19 protein-coding genes are annotated in these 20373 nt (G+C 71.3%); 8 read left to right on the forward strand and 11 right to left on the reverse strand.

The annotated features are described in order from the left end of the window. Positions 1-83 precede the first annotated feature (83 nt). A complete protein-coding gene (locus tag VFV67_RS26245; RefSeq protein ID WP_326473315.1) occupies positions 84-1058 on the reverse strand; it encodes a D-2-hydroxyacid dehydrogenase in 975 nt (324 codons plus the stop codon). A 1178-nt stretch (positions 1059-2236) separates the two neighbouring features. Between VFV67_RS26245 and shbA the strand changes: the two genes are divergently transcribed. Then, positions 2237-2884 carry an RNA polymerase sigma factor ShbA gene (shbA, locus tag VFV67_RS26250; protein ID WP_326473316.1) on the forward strand — a complete coding sequence of 216 codons (648 nt, stop codon included), beginning with the start codon at positions 2237-2239 and terminating at the stop codon, positions 2882-2884. Between the two features lie 100 nt (positions 2885-2984). Here the strand turns inward: shbA and VFV67_RS26255 are convergent, their stop codons facing one another. Further along, the gene (locus tag VFV67_RS26255; RefSeq protein ID WP_326473317.1) at positions 2985-3602 is read right to left on the reverse strand and encodes a class I SAM-dependent methyltransferase; all 618 of its coding nucleotides are present in this window, start codon (positions 3600-3602) and stop codon (positions 2985-2987) included. Between the two features lie 34 nt (positions 3603-3636). Then, positions 3637-4266 carry a cholesterol catabolism transcriptional regulator KstR gene (kstR, locus tag VFV67_RS26260; protein WP_326473318.1) on the reverse strand — a complete coding sequence of 210 codons (630 nt, stop codon included), beginning with the start codon at positions 4264-4266 and terminating at the stop codon, positions 3637-3639. A gap of 57 nt (positions 4267-4323) precedes the next feature. Between kstR and VFV67_RS26265 the strand changes: the two genes are divergently transcribed. Further along, a complete protein-coding gene (locus VFV67_RS26265) occupies positions 4324-6450 on the forward strand; it encodes an acyl-CoA dehydrogenase (RefSeq protein ID WP_326473319.1) in 2127 nt (708 codons plus the stop codon). Here the strand turns inward: VFV67_RS26265 and VFV67_RS26270 are convergent. Then, the gene (locus tag VFV67_RS26270; RefSeq protein ID WP_326473320.1) at positions 6343-7668 is read right to left on the reverse strand and encodes an alpha/beta hydrolase; all 1326 of its coding nucleotides are present in this window, start codon (positions 7666-7668) and stop codon (positions 6343-6345) included. The two genes, VFV67_RS26265 and VFV67_RS26270, sit on opposite strands and share 108 nt — an antisense overlap. A gap of 260 nt (positions 7669-7928) precedes the next feature. Between VFV67_RS26270 and VFV67_RS26275 the strand changes: the two genes are divergently transcribed. From VFV67_RS26275 to VFV67_RS26285, 3 genes are read left to right on the forward strand one after another with little or no spacing between them, the layout of a single operon-like run. After that, complete coding sequence (locus VFV67_RS26275; protein ID WP_326473334.1) at positions 7929-8825, forward strand: bifunctional MaoC family dehydratase N-terminal/OB-fold nucleic acid binding domain-containing protein; 897 nt, start codon at positions 7929-7931, stop codon at positions 8823-8825. Then, entirely contained in the window at positions 8822-9202 is a 381-nt protein-coding gene (locus VFV67_RS26280; RefSeq protein WP_326473321.1) for a MaoC family dehydratase, read from the forward strand. Before VFV67_RS26275 ends, VFV67_RS26280 begins: the two co-directional genes overlap by 4 nt. Then, positions 9199-10341 carry a lipid-transfer protein gene (locus tag VFV67_RS26285; RefSeq protein WP_326473322.1) on the forward strand — a complete coding sequence of 381 codons (1143 nt, stop codon included), beginning with the start codon at positions 9199-9201 and terminating at the stop codon, positions 10339-10341. Before VFV67_RS26280 ends, VFV67_RS26285 begins: the two co-directional genes overlap by 4 nt. Positions 10342-10461: 120 nt before the next feature. Here VFV67_RS26285 and VFV67_RS26290 read toward each other — a convergent pair whose 3' ends face one another. Next, the gene (locus VFV67_RS26290) at positions 10462-10662 is read right to left on the reverse strand and encodes a DUF397 domain-containing protein (protein ID WP_326473323.1); all 201 of its coding nucleotides are present in this window, start codon (positions 10660-10662) and stop codon (positions 10462-10464) included. After that, complete coding sequence (locus VFV67_RS26295; protein ID WP_326473324.1) at positions 10659-11510, reverse strand: helix-turn-helix transcriptional regulator; 852 nt, start codon at positions 11508-11510, stop codon at positions 10659-10661. The genes VFV67_RS26290 and VFV67_RS26295 overlap by 4 nt, the downstream gene beginning before the upstream one ends. A 254-nt stretch (positions 11511-11764) precedes the next feature. Here VFV67_RS26295 and VFV67_RS26300 point away from each other — a divergent pair, with 254 nt between their 5' ends. After that, the gene (locus VFV67_RS26300) at positions 11765-12085 is read left to right on the forward strand and encodes a hypothetical protein (RefSeq protein ID WP_326473325.1); all 321 of its coding nucleotides are present in this window, start codon (positions 11765-11767) and stop codon (positions 12083-12085) included. Here VFV67_RS26300 and VFV67_RS26305 read toward each other — a convergent pair. The 5 genes from VFV67_RS26305 to kstD are packed head-to-tail and all read right to left on the reverse strand — an operon-like array spanning position 12079 to position 16955. Continuing rightward, positions 12079-12927 carry a MaoC/PaaZ C-terminal domain-containing protein gene (locus tag VFV67_RS26305; protein ID WP_326473326.1) on the reverse strand — a complete coding sequence of 283 codons (849 nt, stop codon included), beginning with the start codon at positions 12925-12927 and terminating at the stop codon, positions 12079-12081. The two genes, VFV67_RS26300 and VFV67_RS26305, sit on opposite strands and share 7 nt — an antisense overlap. Positions 12928-12935: 8 nt before the next feature. Next, positions 12936-13949, reverse strand: coding sequence for a ferredoxin--NADP reductase (locus VFV67_RS26310; protein ID WP_326473327.1), 1014 nt, complete (start codon positions 13947-13949; stop codon positions 12936-12938). Then, positions 13942-14208, reverse strand: a complete 267-nt coding sequence (locus VFV67_RS26315) for a hypothetical protein (RefSeq protein WP_326473328.1) — start codon at positions 14206-14208, stop codon at positions 13942-13944. Before VFV67_RS26315 ends, VFV67_RS26310 begins: the two co-directional genes overlap by 8 nt. After that, the gene (locus tag VFV67_RS26320; RefSeq protein WP_326473329.1) at positions 14209-15312 is read right to left on the reverse strand and encodes a Rieske 2Fe-2S domain-containing protein; all 1104 of its coding nucleotides are present in this window, start codon (positions 15310-15312) and stop codon (positions 14209-14211) included. Then, on the reverse strand, positions 15303-16955 hold the full coding sequence (gene kstD / locus VFV67_RS26325) for a 3-oxosteroid 1-dehydrogenase (RefSeq protein WP_326473330.1): 1653 nt from the start codon (positions 16953-16955) through the stop codon (positions 15303-15305). The genes VFV67_RS26320 and kstD overlap by 10 nt, the downstream gene beginning before the upstream one ends. A 56-nt stretch (positions 16956-17011) precedes the next feature. On the opposite strand from kstD, the gene VFV67_RS26330 reads away from it, so the two are divergent. Together VFV67_RS26330 and VFV67_RS26335 are read left to right on the forward strand one after the other, a co-directional pair. Then, positions 17012-18571, forward strand: a complete 1560-nt coding sequence (locus VFV67_RS26330) for an FAD-binding protein (protein ID WP_326473331.1) — start codon at positions 17012-17014, stop codon at positions 18569-18571. Positions 18572-18656: 85 nt separating this feature from the next. After that, a complete protein-coding gene (locus VFV67_RS26335; protein WP_326473332.1) occupies positions 18657-20267 on the forward strand; it encodes a methyl-accepting chemotaxis protein in 1611 nt (536 codons plus the stop codon). Positions 20268-20373 lie beyond the last annotated feature (106 nt).

A 20373-nucleotide genomic window follows, 5' to 3' on the forward strand; every position in this document is an offset into this window, starting at 1 on the left:
CCACAGCCAACCACTCCCGTTCAGCCGGCCTTACCGATCGGTAACTACTCTAGAGTAGGGTAACGACGCAATGCCCGGGCCGGTTACGCCTCGCTCATCTGGAACCGGCTCTTGTCGACCGGATTGCGCAGCGCACGGCCCTCCAGGTACCGGGTCAGGTTGTCCGCGAACAGGGCGACCAGCTCCTCCCGCCAGCCGACCACCTGCCCGGACATGTGCGGCGAGACCAGCACGTTCGGCAGGGTCCACAGCGGGGACGACTCGGCAAGCTGCTCGTCCCGGAACACGTCCAGGGCCGCGCCGGCGATCTTGCCGGTGCGCAGCGCCGCGACGAGGTCGTTCTGCACCAGCAACCCGCCGCGGGCGACGTTGATGATCCGCGCGGACGGCTTCATCGCGGCCAGCGCCCGGCCGTCGATCATGCCCCGGGTGTCGTCGGTCAGCGGGGCGGCCAACACCACGTAGTCGGCCGCGCGCAGCCCGTCGTTGAGCCGGTCGAGCGGCAGCACGTCGCCGAGATCGGGATCGCCGGTGCGGCCCACCCGCCCGACCGCCGACACCGTCATGCCCGCGGCCCGCAGGGTGCGCCCGGTGGCCCGGGCGATCGACCCGGTGCCGGCGATCAGCACGTGCTTGCCCACCACCCGCTCGGTCTCCCGCTGCCGCCAGGTCCGGCTCTGCTGGAGCCGGATCCGCCCGTGCAGGTCCTTGGCGAAGGCCAGTACGAGGCCGAGCACGTACTCGGCGATCGGCTCGTCGAACAGACCGCGCGAGGTGGTCACCTGAACGTCGCTGGCGACCACGCCGGGCGATAACAGCTGTTCCGGGCCGGGGCTGGCGGTGTGCACCCAGCGCAGCGCGTCGGCCTTGCCCCAGGCCCTGGTCAGGGCCCGGGTGCGCAGCCGCCACACGAACAGCACGTCGGCGCCGGGCAGCGCGTCGAGCAGCCCTTCCTCGGTGGCGTACCGCACCAGGGCGCGCTGCTCGATCGCCGCCATGCTGGGCGGCAGGTCGGCGCCGCTGAGCACCACGACGGTCGGGCGTGCTGGCTGCTGCATACCACGATGGTGCACGCTCACTCCGCAGATGGCACAACGGTGTTCATTCAAGTGCGGAGCGTAATATGGACGGCGGGCGCATTCTTGGAACCCCGTTCACCCATTCGGGTGTGACGAACTCCAACCGCTGGTTCAACGGCGGGGGTGGTGTTCCGTGAATGTCAAGTGTCCCGATGCGACCCTGCGAAACGATCGACGAGCGATTGGCCATTAATCTGGGTGTCCCTTTGTCCACTGTCCGATGTGGCGCGTGTTACAGGGCAGATTCGTTCGATAGCGGACGGTGAACAGGCCATCAGGGTGCGCTGTATGCTGTTCCGGCGTAATACAACCGCGACACCGGGTCATTGCCCGAATATCGCGGCCGGCCGAGTTCGGCGCGGCCCGCCGGTGGGTCCGCATATCCGATCCACGGGTCCGTGCATTTCCGAAGGGCGGCCGGGGCTGTCCGATTGCCGGACAAAACTGTCGGGCAGGCGGTCGGCCGCCCGATCCGGGTCGATCCCGGAGTTGCCGCCGGAGGGGTCGCGCGGACCAGCAGTTCTCGGCCTCCACCTGGGGATGAGCGGCCGGATCCTGCGCCGTCCCCACTCGACCTCCCGCCCTCCGGGGATGACCGGCCGGCCGCGTTCGGCACACCGGTGCAGGCCGCGGCGCCAGGCCCGGCCGCAGGGTTCTTTCCGCGGTCCGCCGAACACTGGTACTGTCGTCCCGAAATTTGACCGTGATCGTCAATTATTCGATCATGGGACCCGGATCTACCGGACTTCAATGGTCTTTTCACCCAAAAGTGGGCGGTTTAACGGGCATGCCAATAGCCCTGGGCGGCGCCCGGAGACACCTAGGGGTGCCCCCTATTCTGCCCCATCGGGCAGGCGTCTTCGGGAGCAAAATGGGTGCGACTCGGTTGCGCCGAACGTCGGGTCCCCTTCACCCAATCCGGTTCACTACTAGGAGTCCGGACGGACCGAGTCGTGTGCCACCCGTGCGGGTGATAGGGACCTTGGACCCTGTCGGCGGCGCGGTTGAATCGGCAATTATCCGGTGTGCATCGAAGGCTCTCCGGGACTAGGGCCTTCACCCACCCGCATCGTCTCCGCGGCGTCAGCACCGTATCCGACCGACGGCGCCTCGTTGTGGTGGTGTAATCGACCAGAGGGGTTCGCGTGAACTCGTCCGTGACGTCAGCGCAGGTGCCGGTCACCGAGCCGGCGCCGATGCCCGCGACCGGCGGGAGCTCGGATGCGATCTTCGCCCGGCTGAAGAGCGCCGCCTTCCACGAGCTCGTCTCGGCAGCGTTGGCCGGAGATCCCGAGGCCACCGGCACACTGTTCGTCTGGATCCACCCCGCGATCGTGCGGTACTGCCGGTCCCGGATCGGCCGCACGGGGGCGGCCTACTCCTCCGCCGACGACGTTGCCCAGGAGGTGTGCCTGGCAGTGCTCGGGGCACTGCCGCGGTACACCGACCGGCCCGAGTCCTTCCTGCCGTTCGTCTACGGCATCGCCGCCCACAAGGTGGCCGACCACTACCGCAAGGCCGGCCGGGACAAGGCCGAGCCCGCCGCGGACGTGCCGGACGGCATCGACCTTGAGGCGACGCCCGAGCAGCAGACCATGCGCGCCGACGTGCGCGCCCGGCTGGGCAAGCTGCTCGACACCCTTGCTCCGCGGCAGCGCGAGATCATCCGGTTACGGCTGATCGTCGGGTTGTCCGCTCAGGAGACCGCGGTGGCGATCGGCCTGACCGCCACCGCGGTCCGCGTCGCTCAGCACCGCGCCCTGGCCAAGCTGCGGGCCAACCTGGCCGCGAACGAGTGGCTCTGACCGAACACGTCCGCGGCCGCGCAGGGGCGGCCGGCGGCCGGTGGGGTTGTGCGGCCCCACATCAGCGCGCCCGGCGCCCGCGGCGCCGGGCGCACGTGGCTCAGTCGCGGGCCTTGGCCCGCAGGTAGATCTGCACCTCGATCCGGCCCGGCTCGGCCTCGGCCTCGACCTCCCGCAGGTCGAGCACGTCGTAGCCGGCGTCGGTGACCACCTCGCGGAGCTTCTCCGGCGGGTAGGCGGAGACGTTGGTCTGCGCGCCGAGGAAGCTCACCGGGAAGAAGTCGAAGTCGCCGTGCACCATGGAAAGCAGCAGCAGCTTCGGGCCGCGCAGCCGGGTCCTGCACTTGGCCAGCAGCTCGGGGATGTCCATCCTGGGCAGCATGAGCAGCGCGAAGAAGGCGACCATGGCGTCGAACTCGCCGAGGTCGTCGAAGTCGCGCAGATCCTGGTGCAGGTACCGGCCGCCGGGCGCCTGCTGCCGGGCCAGTTCGATCATCACCGCCGATTCGTCGGTGCCGACGACCTCCACCCCGGCGTCGAGGAGCTGCTTGGCGGACGGCAACCCGCTGCCGCAACCCAGGTCGAGCACCCGCGCACCCGGGGGCAGCTGCTGGATCAGCCAGGCACCCTCGGCGAGCTGGACGTCACGCTCCACGAAGGATTCGTCATACCGTTTGCCGATCAGGTCGAATGCCGGCACGGTCGATTCGCTCGTCACGAGCGTCTAGCATGCCCGTCCTTGCGTCCGCGGGCTAGGGCCGAAGCAGCAGCCGTACGGTCAGTTCGAGGCGGTTGTGGACGTCGGTGGCCGACGCGCGCCGGGTGACCCAGGCGACCAGGTTGGAAAGCCACACGTCGGTGATCACCCGGGCGATCGCGCGGTCCTCCTCGGTGGGCTCGCCGTCGTGCATGGCGCGGGTGAACATCCGGTCCATCAACGCTCCGACGGTGTCCACCTCGGTGGCGGCGGAGGCGTCGGCGAACATGAAGGCGCGGGTCATCGCCTCGGTCAGGTGCGGGTCGCGCTGCATCGCCCGGGTGATCCGGCCGAGCAGCGCCAGCACCCGCTCGTAGGCGCTGTCACCCGGGATGGCGGTGCGGTCCAGACGTTCCTGTCCGCGTTCCAGCTCGCGGGACAGGCCGGAGACCAGTAGGTGGATCTTGGACGGGAAGTACCGGTACAGCGTGCCGAGCGCTACGTCGGCGCGCTCGGCGACCGCCCGCATCTGCACCGCCTCGAAGCCGCCCTTGGAAGCCAGTGCGATGGTGGCGTCCAGGATGCGCCTGCGCCGGTCCCGTTGCGCCGCGGACCCCAACTCCTCGTCGGTGAGCACGCTGAGCGCGTTGCCGCCTGCCGTGCGGGGTTTGGGCGTCGTGGTCATCCGGGGCGGTCCTCGTCGTTCGGCCAATAAACTGAAACACGTTCTATACTAGCTGCCGTGTCGATCGCGATCACGGCGGAGCAGCGGGCGATCCAGGAATCCATCTCCGACGCTACCGCGCGGGCGAACACCGTAGGGGTGGTTCGGGCCATGGCGGCCGGCGAGTCCACCGAGTGGCGCACACCCTGGCCGACCCTGGCCTACCTGGGATTGTTCGGAATCGCGTTACCGGCTCCGTTCGGTGGCGGCGGGCTGGACGACCAGGCCGTCGCGCTGGAGGCGGCCGCGGCCGCGCTGGTTCCCGGGCCGGTGCTGCCCACCGTGCTGGCCGGGCTGCTGCTCGCCCGCGACCCGGACCCGGTCGCGGCCAAGGAACTGATGCCCGGGCTGGCCGACGGCACCGCGATCGCCGCGGTGGCACTGGACACCGGCACGCTGACGGTGCGGGACCTGGTGGTCAGCGGCGAGGTGGACCGGGTGCCCGGCGCGGACGACGCGACGTACCTCGTGCTCGGCGCGCACGGCAGCGCGGGCGAGGTCTGGTTCGTGCTCGACCCCGGCTGGCCCGGCGTGACGGTGACCGCCCGGTCCGGCGCGGATCCGTCCGTTGCCCAGGGCCGGATCCGGCTGGACGGCGTCGCCGTTCCGGCCGAGCGGGTGCTGCCCGGCCTCTCACTCGCCGCCGTCACCGACCTGGCCGCGACGCTCGGCGCCGCCGAGGCCGCAGGCGTCGCCGGCTGGTGCGTGCGGACCGCGGCCGCATACGCCGCGCTGCGCGAGCAGTTCGGCCGGCCGATCGGCGCGTTCCAGGCGGTCAAGCACCTGTGCGCGGAGCTGCTCTGCCGCGCCGAGCGGGCCGCGGCGCTGGCCTGGGACGCGGCCCGGTGCCACGGTTCGGCGCCCGAGGCGCACCCGCTGGCCGCCGCCGCGGCCGCGGCCGTCGCGCTGGATGCCGCCGTGGACAACGCGAAGGACTGCATTCAGGTGCTCGGCGGCATCGGGTTCACCTGGGAGCACGACGCGCATCTGTACCTGCGCCGGGCGATCGCGCTGCGCGAGGTGCTCGGCGGCAGCGGCCGGTGGCGGCGGCGCGCCGCCGAACTGGCGCTTGCCGGCACCCGCCGCCGGCTCGAGCTGCGCTCCGAACAGGACGAGGCCCGCACGGCCGCGCGCGAGTTCGCCGCCCGGGTGGCCGCGCTTGCGCCGGGGCCGGGGCGGATCGAGCTGGCCGACTCGGGCTACCTGGTGCCGCACTGGCCGCGGCCGTACGGCCTGGACGCCGGACCGGCGGCGCAACTGGCCATCGACGAGGAACTGGCCGCGGCCGGCGTGCCGCGTCCGGATCTGGTGATCGGTGCCTGGGCGGTGCCGACGATCATCCGGCACGGCACCGACGCGCAGCGCGACCGGTTCGTCCGGCCGACGCTGCGCGGCGAGATCGAGTGGTGCCAGCTGTTCAGCGAGCCCGGTGCCGGGTCGGACCTCGCGTCGCTGCGCACCAGGGCGAGCCGGGTGGCCGGCGGCTGGCGGCTGACCGGCCAGAAGGTCTGGACCTCGCGGGCGCGCGAGGCGGACTGGGCGATCTGCCTGGCCCGCACCGGTCCGGAGGTGCCCAAGCACAAGGGGATCACCTACTTCCTGGTGGACATGCGCACGGACGGCATCGAGATCCGGCCGCTGCGCGAGATCACCGGCGAGGCCCGGTTCAACGAGGTGTTCCTGACCGACGTGTTCGTGCCGGACGACTGCGTGGTCGGCGCGGTGAACGAGGGCTGGCGGCTGGCCCGCACCACGCTGGCCGCCGAGCGGGTGGCGATCGGCGGCGGGTCGTCGCTCGGTGCGGCCGTCGAGGCGTTGCTCGGCCGGGTGGCCGACCCGGACCCGGTGACGCTGGACCGGATCGGGGCGACGGTCGCCGCGGGGCTCGCGGTGTCGCTTGTGGACTTCCGGGCCACGCTGCGCCGGATCGACGGCCAGGACCCCGGCGCGGAGTCCAGCGTGCACAAGCTGATCGGGGTGCGGCACCGGCAGGACGTGGCCGAGCTGGCGATGGACCTGTCCGGCGCGGACGGCGCGCTATTGCACGAGTTTCTGCTCACCCGGTGCCTGAGCATCGCCGGCGGCACCACCCAGATCCTGCTGAACGTGATCGGCGAGCGGCTGCTCGGGCTCCCTCGGGAGTGACCGCCGGTAGGCCCAGTCCAGGAACCGCTGCACCGCGCGGACCACGTGCGCGCTGCGGATGGACGGGAAGATGTCGAACGCGTGCTGCGCGCCGGCCAGCTCCGCATACGCCACGGGGTTGCGGGACACCGCGCGCAGCGCGTCGACGAACGCCCTGGCCTCCGGCACCGGAACCAGGCTGTCGTCGTGGCCGTGGATGACGAAGAACGGCGGGGCGTTCTCGTGCACCCGGGCCAGCGGGGAGGCGGACCGGTAGACCTCCGGGCTGCGCACCGGGTCCACCCCGACCACCGCCCTGGCCAGCCAGCGCAGCCGCTGCTTCGTCGCCCGGGTCCCGGTTTCGGCCGCGAAGTCGTACACGCCGTAGTGCGGGACGCAGGCCTGCACCGAGGTGTCGGCCTGCTCGAAGCCCGGCTGGAACGCGGGATCGTTCTGGCTCAACGCGAGCAGCGCGGCCAGGTGCCCGCCGGCCGACCCGCCGGTGACCACCACGAACGACGGGTCGGCGCCGTACTCGGCGCCGTGCTCGCGGATCCAGACCAGCGCCCGCTTGAGCGCCACCACGTGCTCCGGCCAGCGCGACCGGGGCGAGAGCGGATAGTTCGCCGACACGCACACCCAGCCCCGGGCCGCCATGTGCAGCATCAGCGGAATCCCTTGCTGCTCCTTGTTTCCCAGGATCCAGGCACCGCCGTGCACGTGCAGCAGCACCGGCCGCCCGGTCGGCTTCCCCTTGTGCTGGAAGACGTCCAGGCTGAACCGCCGGCCGCCGGGCGCGTAGGCGATGTCGCGCAGCCGGACCACGTCGGGGTTGCGCATCCGGAACGGCATCATCAGGTCCCGCCACGGGATGGCCAGGTCGGCGGCGACCGGAACGTGTTCCAGCTCACTGGCGTAGTCCGGACCGAGCGTGTCGGTCAACGCCTTCTCCACCTCGGTGCGGGCGCCCCGACCGGACATGATCAGCGCGCCGAGCCCGGCGATGGACAGCGCGCTCATGGCCAGCGCGGCCCGGTCGGCCCCGGTCCGGTACTGCCCGCGGGCCACCTGGGTGAGGGCGCCTGCGCCCTGCGCGACCAGCAGTTGGGGCGCCAGCTCGGCGGTCAGCCAGCCGGCGAAGAACGCCGGGATGGATGCCGCCGCCCCGTGGGCCGGGCGCAGTGCGTTCGCGGTCAGGCCGAGTTGGACGGCGCGCCGGGCCAGACGCAGTCTGCTCATGCTGTGTCCTTTCGGCTCGCTCCGCTCGCGTGAGCGGGCCTTGGGGCGGTGTCTTCCCTCGTGCGCTGCTCGGCCACTCGTTCCTCGCGGCCTGCGCTGCTCCTCAGTCCAGACACCGCCGGCCCGCTCATGTCGCGGCGCCCGGTGATTCGCTCGCCAACTCGCTCATGCACCCGACCATGCCAGCCGCGTCCCTACCGGACAACCGGACGTTCCCACTAGACTAGAACGAGTTCTAGTTTGGAGGTCGGGTGGACGAGATGCGGCGGGCGGCCGGCGAGGTGGCCGCGCGAGGGGAGTCGGAGCGGCGGGTCGCGGCCGACCCGGTGAACGTGCCGATGGTGCGGCACTGGGTGGCGGCGATGGGCGACCGCAACCCGGTGTACCTGGACGAGGCCGCGGCGCGGAGCTGCGGGCACGCCGGGCTGGTGGCGCCGCCGGCCATGGCCCAGGTGTGGACCATGCCGGGACTCGCCGGGATGCGCGCCGCGGACGATCCGTTGGCGGCGATGGGAAAGGTCCTCGACGACGCCGGCTTCACCTCGATCGTGGCGACCAACTGCGAGCAGGTCTACCACCGGTACCTGCGGCCGGGTGAGCGGGTCTCGGTCTCCTCCCGGCTCGGCGAGGTGACCGGGCCCAAGCGGACCGCGCTGGGTGAGGGGTGGTTCGTCACCACGCACTCCACCTGGTACGTGGGCGACGAGCCGGTGGCCGAGATGATGTTCCGGGTGCTGAAGTTCGCCCCGCCACCGCCCGCCCCGGCCGGCGGACTGCGGCCGGTGGTGAGCCGGGACACCGAGTTCTTCTGGGCCGGCACCGCGCGCGGCGAGCTGCGCATCCAACGGTGCGGCTCGTGCCGGGCGGTGCGCCATCCACCCGGACCGGGCTGCCCGCGGTGCGGGGCGCTGAAGCCGGAGTACGTGGTGTCGGCCGGACTCGGCGAGGTGTACAGCTTCGTGGTGCACCACCATCCACCGGTGCCGGGCCGCGCGCTGCCGTTCGTGGTGGCGCTGGTCGAACTGGACGAGGGGGTGCGGGTGCTGGCCGAACTGACCGGGGTGGTGCCGGCGGCGGTGCGGGTCGGCCTGCCGGTGCGGGTCTCGTTCGAGCGGGTCGACGACGAGCTGACCCTGCCGGTCTGGCGGCCGCGATGAGGGCGGGCGAGCAGCTGCCGGAGCTCCGGATCGACGTGACGCCGACGTTCGTGGTGAGCACGGCGATCGCGACGCGGGACTACCAGGACGTGCACCACGACCGGGACGCCGCGGTCGCGCGCGGGTCCCGGGACATCTTCCTCAACATCCTCACCGACACCGGGCTGGTGCAGCGGTTCGTCACCGACTGGGCCGGGCCGGGCGCGCTGGTGCGCGGCATCGCGCTGCGGCTCGGGGTGCCCTGCTATGCCGGCGAGACGCTGGTGTTCTCCGGCCGGGTGGCGGCGGTCGAGGACGGCGAGGCGACGGTGGACGTGGTGGGCCGCAACGGTCTCGGCGATCACGTGACCGCGACCGTGCGGTTGGTGCTCCCATGACCGCGGCCATCGTGGGGATCGGGGCGACCGAGTTCTCCAAGGACTCCGGGCGCAGCGAGCTGCGGCTCGCGGTGGAGGCGGTCGGCGCCGCGCTGGCCGACGCCGGGCTGCGACCGTCCGATGTGGACGGAATGGTGACGTTTTCCATGGACGCCAACGCCGAGATCGCCCTCGCCCGGGAGCTGGGCGTTCCCGAGCTGACCTTCTTCAGCCGGATTCCGCACGGTGGCGGGGCGGCCTGTGCCACCGTGCAGCAGGCGGCGCTGGCCATCGACGCCGGGGTCGCCTCGGTCGTGGTGTGCTACCGGGCGTTCAACGAGCGGTCCGAGCGCCGGTTCGGCCGGGTGTCGGCCGAGGCGGCGTCGTCCGGTGTGGACAATGGCTGGCACTACCCGATGGGACTGGCCACGCCGGCCGCGTCGGTGGCCATGATCGCCCGGCGGTACATGCACGAGTTCGGCGCCACCAGCGCCGACTTCGGCCGGGTCGCGGTGGCCGACCGCCGGCACGCGGCCACCAACCCGAACGCCTGGTTCCACGGCCGGCCGATCACGCTCGCCGAGCACCAGGCGTCCCGCTGGATCGTGGAACCGTTGCGGCTGTTGGACTGCTGCCAGGAAAGCGACGGCGCCGTCGCGCTCGTGGTCACCGGCCTCGACCGGGCTGCCGACCTCCCGCAGCGCCCGGCCGTGGTGCGCGCCGCGGCGCAGGGCAGCGGCCCGGACCAGTTCGTGATGAACAGCTTCTACCGCGACGACCTGGCCGGGCTGCCGGAGATGGGCGTGGTCGCCCGCCAGCTCTGGCGGCAGTCCGGCATCGGCCCGGCCGAGGTGTCGGTGGCCGTGCTGTACGACCATTTCACCCCGTTCGTGCTGCTCCAGTTGGAGGAGCTGGGTTTCTGCCCGCGCGGGCAGGCCCGGCACTTCATCGCCGACGGCGCGATCGAGCTGGACGGCACCCTGCCGGTCAACCCGCACGGCGGCCAACTCGGCGAGGCGTACATCCACGGCATGAACGGCATCACCGAGGCGGTGCGCCAGATCCGCGGCACGGCGGCGAACCAGATCGCGGACGTGCGGAACGTCCTGGTCACCGCCGGCACCGGAGTGCCGACCAGCGGCCTCGTCCTTGGCGGGTAATTGTCCCCTTTCCGGTGATTTTCTGACCTGGGCCAGGGTCTGCCATTGCGGCAAACTCGAAGGCGGGTGTCCACCTGACGGGAACCCCGGCCCACCATGATTGGGCCGGGGTCCTCGCTCCTACAGTTGGCCGCTCTTGACCGCGCCGATGAACGCGAGCCCGGTTCGGGCGTTCAGAGCCAGCAGCGGCCCTTCAGCATTCTTCGAATCGCGCACAGCGAAGCTGGCCTCGGTGTGGGCCAACTCGACGCACTGTCCGGACGTGGCCGAACGACTCGACTTCCGCCACCTCGCCCTGGCGAAGTCGCTCATTGCGGTCATGGGATGTCCTTTCGGATCCGGTTGATCAATGGGATAGACTCATCTGGCGGACAGGCGAGTACCCGCAGATGGTTCATTACCTGGGCATATTCCTGCAGTTCATCCGGCTGTTCGAAGAACAACCCCCGCACCCGAGTCTCGACGTAAGCCAGGCCGGCGTCGCCGGGGATCGGGAATGACAGGATCGTGAACGAGCCATGCAGGCCCGGGTGTGGCACGACGCCTCCCGGGAGCACCTGCACCTCGACATTCGGTAGTTCGGCCAGCTCCACCAGGTGCGCGAGTTGAGCACGCATGACCTCGCGGCCACCGACCGGCGCTTCGAGCACATGTTGGGAGACAACGAGCCACAGCTGGATCGGTGACTCGGAGGTGAGCAACTCCTTGCGCCGTAGGCGCAGCCGCAACCGCCTGCGCACCTCGGCCTCGGACAGGCCCTGGCCATGGCCGCGCAGCAGCGCCTCGGCGTACTCGGCCGTCTGCACCAGCCCCATCAGCACCATGGCGTCGTAGGACTCGATCTGCGTGGCACCGGCTTCCAGTCCGATGTAGAGGTTGAACTGCTCCGGATCCGTTGTAGCGGCCTCTGTTGCCGTGCGCTTGCGGGCCGCCGGCAGGATGGCGAGCAGTTCCTCCTTGTCCTCGGTGGCCTCGTAAAGGTCGAGGAGAGTGATCAGCTCTGGGTCCGGCGGGATGCTCCGCATGGTCTCGAAGTGGTTGATCCGTCCGGCGGCGATGCCGGTGCGATTGGCGGCCTCGCGCTGGGTGAAACCGGCATTCTCCCGGTAACTGCGCAGGGCCACGGCGATGCGCCGCCGCAGCACGGCGACCGACGTGGCCAGGAGCATGGAGTTTCTCCCGTGGGGAGGGGTTAACACGATCGGCGGAACCAGAAACCGTAGAATCTACATGTATGGTCTACTGGCCCCTGGGTGGCGCGCGTCACACGCGCGCCACCCTATACCGAAGATCAGGGGCGCCGCAGTGGACACCCCCCAGCCGTGGGCGCCCCTGATCGAATTCCTTGCGTCACCGCGGGGTTGATGTGGATGAGTTGGAAGCTCTACTGACGGAGGCCGGACAACGGGGCTTTCTCTGGTACATGTTCCAGTCCGACAACAACGGCCCGGACGTCGTGGCCGGCGTTTTCAAGTGGAACGAATGCGCCGATGTCTATGTATTGCAGGATTGCGAGCATGCGCACGCCTACCGGTTGCCGACCAGGGCGACCGAGGACGACGTGTTCGCCCCGGCCAAGGTGCTCTGGTGGTACGGCGCGTGTCCGGTGTGGACACTGCGGGCGCTGCTGACCCTACCCGGGCCCGAAGACCCGGAGGCTCCGGCCGACCTCGAACCGGCACCACCCGGAGCCGGTGTGCCGGGCGAGCGGATGCCGGTGCGCATGCGCAAGCGGGGTCACTGAAGTGAGCCGCGCAGCACGTCGTCCCCGCGCTCCACAGTGGACGCGGCGATGGTCAGCCGACCGTCATCCGCCCAGACCCGGGTGCGCAGCGTCTCGCCGGGGAACACCACCCCGGCGAACCGGCCGGAGAACGTGCCCACCCGGGTGACGTCGCCGCCGAACACGGTGTCGACCACGGCCTTGCATACCATCCCCCAGGTACACAGCCCGTGCAGGATCGGCCGCGGGAAGCCGGCCGTTGCGGCGAACGCCGGGTCGGCGTGCAGCGGGTTCCGGTCGCCGCACAGTCGGTAGATCAGTGCCTGCTGCGGCAGCGTCGGCGTGTCGACCAGGTGATCCGGCAACCGGTCCGGCAGTGTGGCCCGCTCCGACGGGCCGCGCGATCCCCCGAAGCCGCCCTCGCCCCGGGCGTAGATGCTCGACGTGGCCGTCCACAGCGGGACACCCGCCGAGTCGGTGACCACGGTCTCCTGCACGATCACCGCGGCCTTCTCCTTGTCCCACACGTCGGCGATCCGCGGGTTGGCGCTCGCCCGGCCGGACACCGGGATCGGCTGGTGCACCGTGATCTGCTGGCTGCCGTGCAGCACCTTGGCCAGATCGATCTCGATCCCCGGGAACCGGACCGTGGGCGGCTCGAAGGTGCGCAGGCCCGGCGCCACCACGCCGAAGGTCGGCAGCACCCTGAGCCGGTCCTCGAGCGTGTACGCCAACTCGGCATCGGCGAGCGGATCGGCACCCGCGCCGAGCGCCAGGTGGTAGAGCAGCACATCCGACGCGGTCCAGGTGAACTCGGTCGCGGGCAGTTCGGCGCCGATGGCGACCAACGGATCGATAGGCATACGGCCCCTCACTCGTAGCTGATCTCGATCCGATCCGTCACCGGAAGGGACTGGCACGCCAGAATAAGCCCTTCGTCCAGATCCTCCTGCTCCAGCACGTCGTTGTTCAGCATCTTCACCTCGCCGGACACCAGCCGGCAGGCACACGCGCCGCACGCGCCCTCCCGGCAGGAGAACGGCGCCGGGAGCCCGCTGTCCAGCAGCAGATCGAGAAGTCGGGTCCGGGCCGGCCACGGCAACCGGTGCCGCCCGCCGTCCAGCTCGACCTCCACTGTGGACGATCCATCGCCCGGGTCGGGCTCCTCGGTCCGCTCGAACGGGTTGGCGCCAAGCGAGACGAACCGCTCGAGATGGATCCGGTCCCGCGGAACCTTCAACGCCGCCAGGGCGGTACGGGCCGCGCTCATGAACGGCTTCGGGCCGCAGAGCAGCACCTCGGACCCGGCGAACGGCGCGGCCAGCGCGCGCAGCGCCGCTGTCGTCGGCAGGCCCTGCACCGACTCCAGCCAGTGCACCACCACCAGCCGGCCGGGATGCGCCTCGGCCAGCGCGCGCAGCTCGTCGGCGAACACCACCGAGGACTCGTCCCGGTTGGCGTAGATGAGCACCAGCCGGCCGGAACCCACGAACAGCGCCGACTTCATGATCGACAGCACCGGCGTGATCCCACTCCCGGCGGCGCAGAACAGCAGATCGCCGTCGAGCGAGCGCGGGCAGAAGACGCCGGCCGGGGCGAGCGCCTCGATCGTGCTGCCCGCGGCGATGTGGTCGCACAACCAGTTCGAGGCGTAGCCGCCGCCGGTGCGCTTGACCAGCACCCGCATCCGGTCGTCGGTGTGCGGTGAGCTGCACAGCGAGTAGCACCGGGCCACCGAACCGTTGCGGTCGCTCGGGATGCGCAGGGTCAGGAACTGGCCGGGCCGGTAGGTGAACGGCACCGGCTCGAACACCAGCGACCGGGCGTCGTCGGTCTCGGTGATCACCTCGGCCACGGTGAGCCGGTACCGCCTCGGGTCAGCCATCTCGCACCTCGATCAGGCCCTCGGCCACCGCGTGCTCGATGCTGGCGCGCAGCTTCGGGCAGCCCTCGATCCGGGCGCTCAGTTCGCCGGCCGCCACCCGCGCGGCGAACTCCGGGCAACTGGCCGCCGGATGCCCGGTCCACTGCACGCTGGTCTGCTCGGCGCTGGACTTGCGCACCAGCACCCGGGTCGGGCAGCCGTGGCAGTCCACCGGGACCAGCCCGGCGGTCAGGTACTCCCGCTGCTCCTGGGTGGTCATCTAACCGCGACCGGCCAGGTTCTCCGCGACCTCCCGCTCCCACACCTGGTTGGCCCGGCTGGTGTCCACCTCGAACTCGAAGCGGTTGGTCATGTCCTCGGTCACGTTCTCCACGTCCACGTAGAACTGCTCGTACCACCGGCGCAGCTGGTAGACCGGGCCGTCCTCCTCGCACAGCAACGGGTTGTCGATGCGGGTCTTGTTCCGCCAGATCTCCACGTCCTGCAGGAACCCGATGCCGAAGCTCTTGGCCAGCTTGCCGGCGATCTTGTCCGCCTTCTCCGTCGGCAGCCCGGGCAGCTTCTTCACGCTCACCCCCCACTGGAGCACGAACGCGTCCGCGGTCACCGGATAATGGCAGTTGATCAGCACGGTCTCGATCACGGTGCCGCCGAAGTCCTGCCACAGGTCGTTGATCATGTACGACGGGCCGTAGTAGGACGCCTCGGAGCGCAGCGTCATCCCGTCGATGGAGTAGCTCGACCCTATGTTCTTGTCCGGCCGGGCCCGGGAGGTCAGGTACTGGCTGGCGATGTGGCCGTCGAAGACGTTCTTGAAGAAGGTCGGGAAGGCGAAGTGGATGTAGTAGAAGTGCGCCATGTCGACCAGGTTGTCGATGATCTCCCGGCAGTTCGAGCCGTCGATCCGCACGGTGTCCCAGGTCCAGTCGCTCCATTCGGACGAGGAGGCGCCCTTGGTCTCCGGGATCACGACGTCCGGCGGCGGCGGGTTGCCCTGCGGGTCGTTCCAGACGAAAAGCTGGCCGTTGCGCTCGAGGGTGAGCCAGGACCGGGTCCGGGCGCGCAGTGGAATCCTTTTGGCGTAGGGAATCTCGATGCACTTGCCGGTGCCGGACCAGCGCCAGTCGTGGAACGGGCAGGCGATCGCGTCGCCCTTGACCGTGCCCTGGGACAGATCCCCGCCCATGTGCCGGCAGTAGGCGTCCAGCACGTGCAGCCGGTCACCGGTGGCGAACACGACCAGCTTGGTGCCGAACGCCTCGATCGCATGCGGCTTGCCGTCCCGGAACGTGCTGGCCAGTCCGAGACAGTGCCAGCCCCGGGCGAACCGGGCCGGCGGCGTTCCGACGTCGATCATGCGCATGTGTCGTCTCCCAAGTCGAGCGCGGCCAGATAGCCGAAGACCAGGGCCGGGCCGAGCGTGGCGCCCGGGCCGGCATAGGTGTGGCCCATGACCGGAGCGCTGGCGTTGCCCGCCGCGTAGAGCCCTTCGATCACGCTGCCGTCCGGGCGCAGCACGCGGGCCCGGGCGTCGGTGCGCAGCCCGCCCTTGGTGCCCAGATCGCCTGGCACGATCCGGATCGCGTAGAACGGCGGCCGGTCGATCCGGCCGAGACACGGGTTCGGCCGGTTGCGCGGATCCCCGTAGTAGTGGTCGTACCGGCTCTCGCCGCGGTGGAAGTCCTTGTCCAGCCCGGTGTCGGCGAAGGTGTTGAACCGGTCCACGGTGGCCCGCAACGACTCCGCCGGCATGCCGATGGCCGCGGCCAGGTCCTCGACGGTGCCCGCCCGGTGTACCGCGCCGTGCGCGTACCAGCGACGCGGAAACGGCTGGCGCGGGCCGAGCCCGGCGAACACGTACCGGTTGCGGTAGCGCTGGTCGGCGATCAGCCAGGCCGGGATGTTGGCCCCGTCGTACATGGCGTGCACCGCGTCCACGTAGGGCGCGGCCTCGTTGACGAACCGGGCACCGGCCTGGTTGACCACCATGCAGCCGGGCAGGGTGCGCTCGGCCAGGCAGAAGTACGGCCCGTGCGGCAGTGGGACGGACGGCCCCCACCAGGCGTCGTCCATCACGCCGACAGCGGCGCCGAGCCGCAGCCCGGCCTCGATGCCGTCGCCGGTGTTGCCGGGGGCCCCGACCGTCCACTCGGTACCGATCGGCTCCGCCTGGTACTCCTTGCGCATCCGCTCGTTGTGCTCGAACCCGCCGGTGGTCAGCACCACGCCGCGCAATGCGCGCACCGGCAGGGGTTCGCCGTCCCGCAGCACCACGACCCCGGTCACCCGGCCCGCCTCGGTGTGCAGCGACACCAGGGGGGTGTCCAGCCAGACCGGGACCCCGGCACCGGTCAGCCCGGCGCGCAGGCCGGCGGCGAGCGCCTGGCCCATGGTCAGCAGCTCTCGCTTGCGCAGCAAGGAGATTGCCCGCCGGCCGGCCACCCGGGCGGTGCGCAGCATGCCGCGCGGATGCCGGGCCATCAGGTTCATCCACCGGTAGTCGGCCTGAGTGATGGCCATTCCGTTGGGGGCCTTGAGATACGGCGGAGCGAGGTGGGCCCGCTCGGTGCCGAGTACCCGGGCGTCCAGCGGACGGGCCTCGATCGAACGACCCATCGGCAGGCCGCCGGGCGCCTCCGGGTAGTAGTCCGGATAGCCGCGCACCCAGCCGAACCGCAGCGGGGTGTTGGCCTGCAGAAAGGAGATCACGGCCGGGGCGTGGTCCAGGAACGCCCGGCGCAGTTCGTCCGGCACCTCGGGACCGGTGATGTGCGCGAGGTAGGTGAGCGCCGACCGCGGGGTGTCCGGCACGCCGGCGGCGCGCAGCACATTGTTGTTCGGCGCCCACACACCGCCGCCGGACCGGGCGGTGGAACCGCCGAACGTGCCGGCCTTCTCCACGACAAGCGCGCGCAGTCCGGCGCGGGCGGCGACCAGCGCCGCGGTCATGCCGGCCGCTCCGGCGCCGGCCACGACCACGTCGAACTCGGTTGCCGCACTGGTCATCGTGCCTCCCTGGGGGCAATACTAGAACAGGTTATAGTTTTGTGCGAGGTGATGGCGTGGACGAGGGCTGGGACGACCGGGCCGACGTGGTGGTGGTCGGGTTCGGCGCGGCCGGGGCGTGCGCCGCGATCGAGGCGAGCGGCGATGTCCTGGTGCTCGACCGGTTCACCGGCGGCGGGGCGACCGCGGTCTCCGGCGGGGTGGTCTATGCCGGTGGCGGAACGGCGATCCAGCGCGCGGCCGGCGTGTGCGACACGCCAGAGGCGATGTTCGACTATCTGCGCCAGGAGGTCGGCGACGCGGTGTCCGAGGCGACGCTGCGCCGGTTCTGCGCGGAGAGCCCGGCGATGATCGACTGGCTCGGCCGGCAGGGCGTGCCGTTCCACCCGAGCCTGTGCCCGTACAAGACGTCCTATCCGAACAACGAGCACTACCTGTACCAGTCCGGCAGCGAGGGCGCGTGGCCGTTCCGGTCGCTCGCGGTCCCGGCGGCGCGCGGGCACCGGGCGTACGGGCGGGGCACGTCCGGTCGGGTACTCGCCGCCGCGCTGAACGCTGCCGCGGTGCGGTCCGGGGCCCGGGTGCTGCCGCAGACCGCGGTGCGCGACCTGGTCACCGACGCGTCCGGGCGGGTGGTCGGCGTGCAGTGCGTGTCGCTCGCCGCGGCGCCGGGCCGGGTGCGCCGGGCACACGCGCTGCTGTACCGGTATGCCACCAAACCCGGGCTGTACGCGCCGGCGCTGGCCAGGCGGCTCGGCCGGCGGATCGCGGCGCTCGAGCGGGCGCACGGCCGGCCGCTGCGGATCGCGGCGACCCGCGGGGTGATCCTCGCCGCCGGCGGGTTCGTGGCCGACCGGGCGATGATGCGCGAGCACGCCCCGGCGTTTCGCGGCGGGTTGCCGCTGGGCACGCTCGGCGACGACGGGTCCGGGATCCGGTTGGGAGTCGCGGCCGGCGGCGCCACCGCGCGGCTGGACACCGTGTCCGCGTGGCGGTTCCTCAACCCACCCAGTGCCCTGCTGAGCGGGATCCTGGTCAACCGGGCCGGGCAGCGGTTCGTCGACGAGTCCAGCTACGGGGCGGCGATCGGCGGGCGGATGATCACCGAGCACGGCGGCCGGGCCTGGCTGCTGATCGACGATGCGGTGCTGCGGTCGGCGCGCCGCCAACTGCGCACCGAGACGCTGTGGTTCCAGCGACTGCAGGCCCGCTACCTGCTCGGCGCCGGCCGGCTGCGCGGTTCCCTTCCCGCGGTCGCCGCGCGGGCCGGCATCGACCCGGCCGGGCTGCGGGCCACGCTCGACGCCTACAACGCCCCCGGCCCGGACCAGCTCGGCAAGCACCCGGACCTGGTCCGGCCGCTGGTAGAGGAGCCGTACTCGCTGATCGACTGTTCGTCCCGGCCGCGGGTCGCCTACCCCTGCCCGATGCTCACCCTCGGCGGTCTGGTCGTCTCCGAGGCCACCGGGGCGGTGCTCACCCCGGACGGCCTTCCGGTCGAGGGCCTGTACGCCGCCGGCCGCTCGGCCGTCGGGATCTGCTCCAACTCCTACGTCAGCGGCCTGTCCCTTGCCGACTGCGTCTTCGCAGGTCGCCGGGCTGGCGGAGCCGTGTGAGGCATTTCGCTCAGCCCGGGGCCGGTGCCGTCGATATGTGACGTAACTGGCTTGGACCTTGACGGGTGTGGCGGAAGGCATCGACATGGCTATGGAACGCGAGAACGGCGCGGCGCGCTGGTACAGCCTGCGACGGTGGGGGGTGCGTACCCGCGTGTTGGCGGCTATCGGACTGGTCGCCGTGGTGACCCTGGTGGTGGGCGGGGTCGGGCTGATGCGCATGTCCATGCTCAGCGACAAGGCGCAGGACGTGTACCACAACGGCACCGTTCCGCTGGACACGCTGCGGTCGCTGCAGGCCACCTGGTGGGAGCTGCAGGCGCACTCCGCGCGGGTGCGGATCACGAACCTGGCGCCGGAGTTCATCAAGGCACAGGCCGCCGCCAGGGACGAGTCGGCCAAGTCGCTCGCCGCGCAGACCGAGGCCGCGGCCGGTCAGCCGTACGGCCCGCAGGCCCGGGCGGACTTCGAGAGCTACCGGGTGGCGTACACCAAGTACCTGGACGTCACCGGCCAGATCGACAAGGCGGCCACGGTCGCGGCCAAGAACGCGCTGGTTCCGCAGCTGCTCGGCGCCGAGGTCGAGGCGCAGGAGGCACTGAGCAAGGCCACCAGCGCGGAGGTCGGCTACGCCGAGCAGACCGCGCGGGACGCCGAGGACGCTTACCGGTCCGCCCGGACGTTCACCCTGATCGTCGCCGGCGCCGGCCTGCTGATCGGGCTGCTGCTGGCGCTGCTCGTGGCGCGCAGCGTGATCCGGCCGCTGACCCGGATTCGTGAGGTGCTGGACCTGGCCGACGAGGGCGACCTGCGTGAGCGGGTCGAGGACAGCGGCCGCGACGAGCTGGCCAGCGTGGCGACCTCGCTGGACCGGATGCTGGACTCGCTGACCGGCGTGCTCGGCCTGGTCGACCGTTCGGCGACCGGCCTGGCCGCCTCCTCGCTCCAGCTCAGCAGCACCGCGACGGCCATCGCCGAGAACACGCACGGCGCCTCCGGCCAGGCGCTGGTGATCTCCTCCGCCGCGGAGGAGGTCTCCAGCAGCGTGGAGACCGTGGCCACCGGTTCGGAGGAGATGGAGGCGGCGATCCGGGAGATCGCGGCGAACTCCAAGGACGCCGCCGACGTGGCGGCCACGGCGGTCACCACCGCCGAGGCGACCACGCGGACGGTGGAGAAGCTGGGCGAGTCGACGCAGGAGATCGCCTCCGTGGTCAAGATGATCACCGCGATCGCCGAGCAGACCAACCTGCTCGCCCTCAACGCCACCATCGAGGCGGCGCGGGCCGGCGAGGCCGGCAAGGGCTTTGCCGTGGTGGCCAGCGAGGTCAAGGAGCTGGCGCAGGAGACCGCTCGGGCCACCGAGGACATCTCCACCCGGGTCGGCACCATCCAGGCCGACACCTCCGAAGCGGTGCAGGCCATCGGTGAGATCAGCCAGGTCGTCGGCAAGATCAACGACATCCAGGCCAGCATCGCCGCTGCGGTCGAGCAGCAGACCATGACCACCAACGAGATGAACCGCAGCATGTCCGGCGCCGCCGACGGCTCCAAGGCCATCGCGGAGAACATCTCGGGCATGGTCGAAAACGCCCGCCAGACCGAGACCCGCCTGGAGGACGCCAAGAGTGCGGCCGCCGAGCTGGCCCGGATGAGCACCGACCTGCAACACGTTCTGAGCAACTTCAAGCTCTGACCCACGCCTCGGCGGCGTGCCGTCCAACGACGTACGGCACGCCGCCCAACCTCGGCGAGTTGCCGGATCCAGCAGCTGAGCTGCCGGGTCCGGCAGCTGAGTTGCC

It is taken from the genome of Actinophytocola sp. (assembly GCF_035762905.1).
Taxonomy (GTDB): Bacteria; Actinomycetota; Actinomycetes; order Mycobacteriales; family Pseudonocardiaceae; genus DASYTH01.

What these genes read in the sequence shown, in the direction of transcription:
- VFV67_RS26270 (WP_326473320.1), bottom strand. Translation starts at nt 7,668, where the DNA reads ATGAGCAGACTGCGTCTGGCCCGGCGCGCCGTCCAACTCGGCCTGACC.
- kstD (WP_326473330.1), bottom strand. Translation starts at nt 16,955, where the DNA reads ATGACCAGTGCGGCAACCGAGTTCGACGTGGTCGTGGCCGGCGCCGGA.
- VFV67_RS26295 (WP_326473324.1), bottom strand. Translation starts at nt 11,510, where the DNA reads ATGCTCCTGGCCACGTCGGTCGCCGTGCTGCGGCGGCGCATCGCCGTG.
- VFV67_RS26335 (WP_326473332.1), top strand. Translation starts at nt 18,657, where the DNA reads ATGGCTATGGAACGCGAGAACGGCGCGGCGCGCTGGTACAGCCTGCGA.
- VFV67_RS26280 (WP_326473321.1), top strand. Translation starts at nt 8,822, where the DNA reads ATGAGGGCGGGCGAGCAGCTGCCGGAGCTCCGGATCGACGTGACGCCG.
- VFV67_RS26245 (WP_326473315.1), bottom strand. Translation starts at nt 1,058, where the DNA reads ATGCAGCAGCCAGCACGCCCGACCGTCGTGGTGCTCAGCGGCGCCGAC.
- VFV67_RS26310 (WP_326473327.1), bottom strand. Translation starts at nt 13,949, where the DNA reads ATGGCTGACCCGAGGCGGTACCGGCTCACCGTGGCCGAGGTGATCACC.
- VFV67_RS26290 (WP_326473323.1), bottom strand. Translation starts at nt 10,662, where the DNA reads ATGACCGCAATGAGCGACTTCGCCAGGGCGAGGTGGCGGAAGTCGAGT.
- VFV67_RS26315 (WP_326473328.1), bottom strand. Translation starts at nt 14,208, where the DNA reads ATGACCACCCAGGAGCAGCGGGAGTACCTGACCGCCGGGCTGGTCCCG.
- VFV67_RS26275 (WP_326473334.1), top strand. Translation starts at nt 7,929, where the DNA reads ATGCGGCGGGCGGCCGGCGAGGTGGCCGCGCGAGGGGAGTCGGAGCGG.
- VFV67_RS26320 (WP_326473329.1), bottom strand. Translation starts at nt 15,312, where the DNA reads ATGCGCATGATCGACGTCGGAACGCCGCCGGCCCGGTTCGCCCGGGGC.
- VFV67_RS26285 (WP_326473322.1), top strand. Translation starts at nt 9,199, where the DNA reads ATGACCGCGGCCATCGTGGGGATCGGGGCGACCGAGTTCTCCAAGGAC.
- VFV67_RS26305 (WP_326473326.1), bottom strand. Translation starts at nt 12,927, where the DNA reads ATGCCTATCGATCCGTTGGTCGCCATCGGCGCCGAACTGCCCGCGACC.
- VFV67_RS26300 (WP_326473325.1), top strand. Translation starts at nt 11,765, where the DNA reads ATGTTCCAGTCCGACAACAACGGCCCGGACGTCGTGGCCGGCGTTTTC.
- kstR (WP_326473318.1), bottom strand. Translation starts at nt 4,266, where the DNA reads ATGACCACGACGCCCAAACCCCGCACGGCAGGCGGCAACGCGCTCAGC.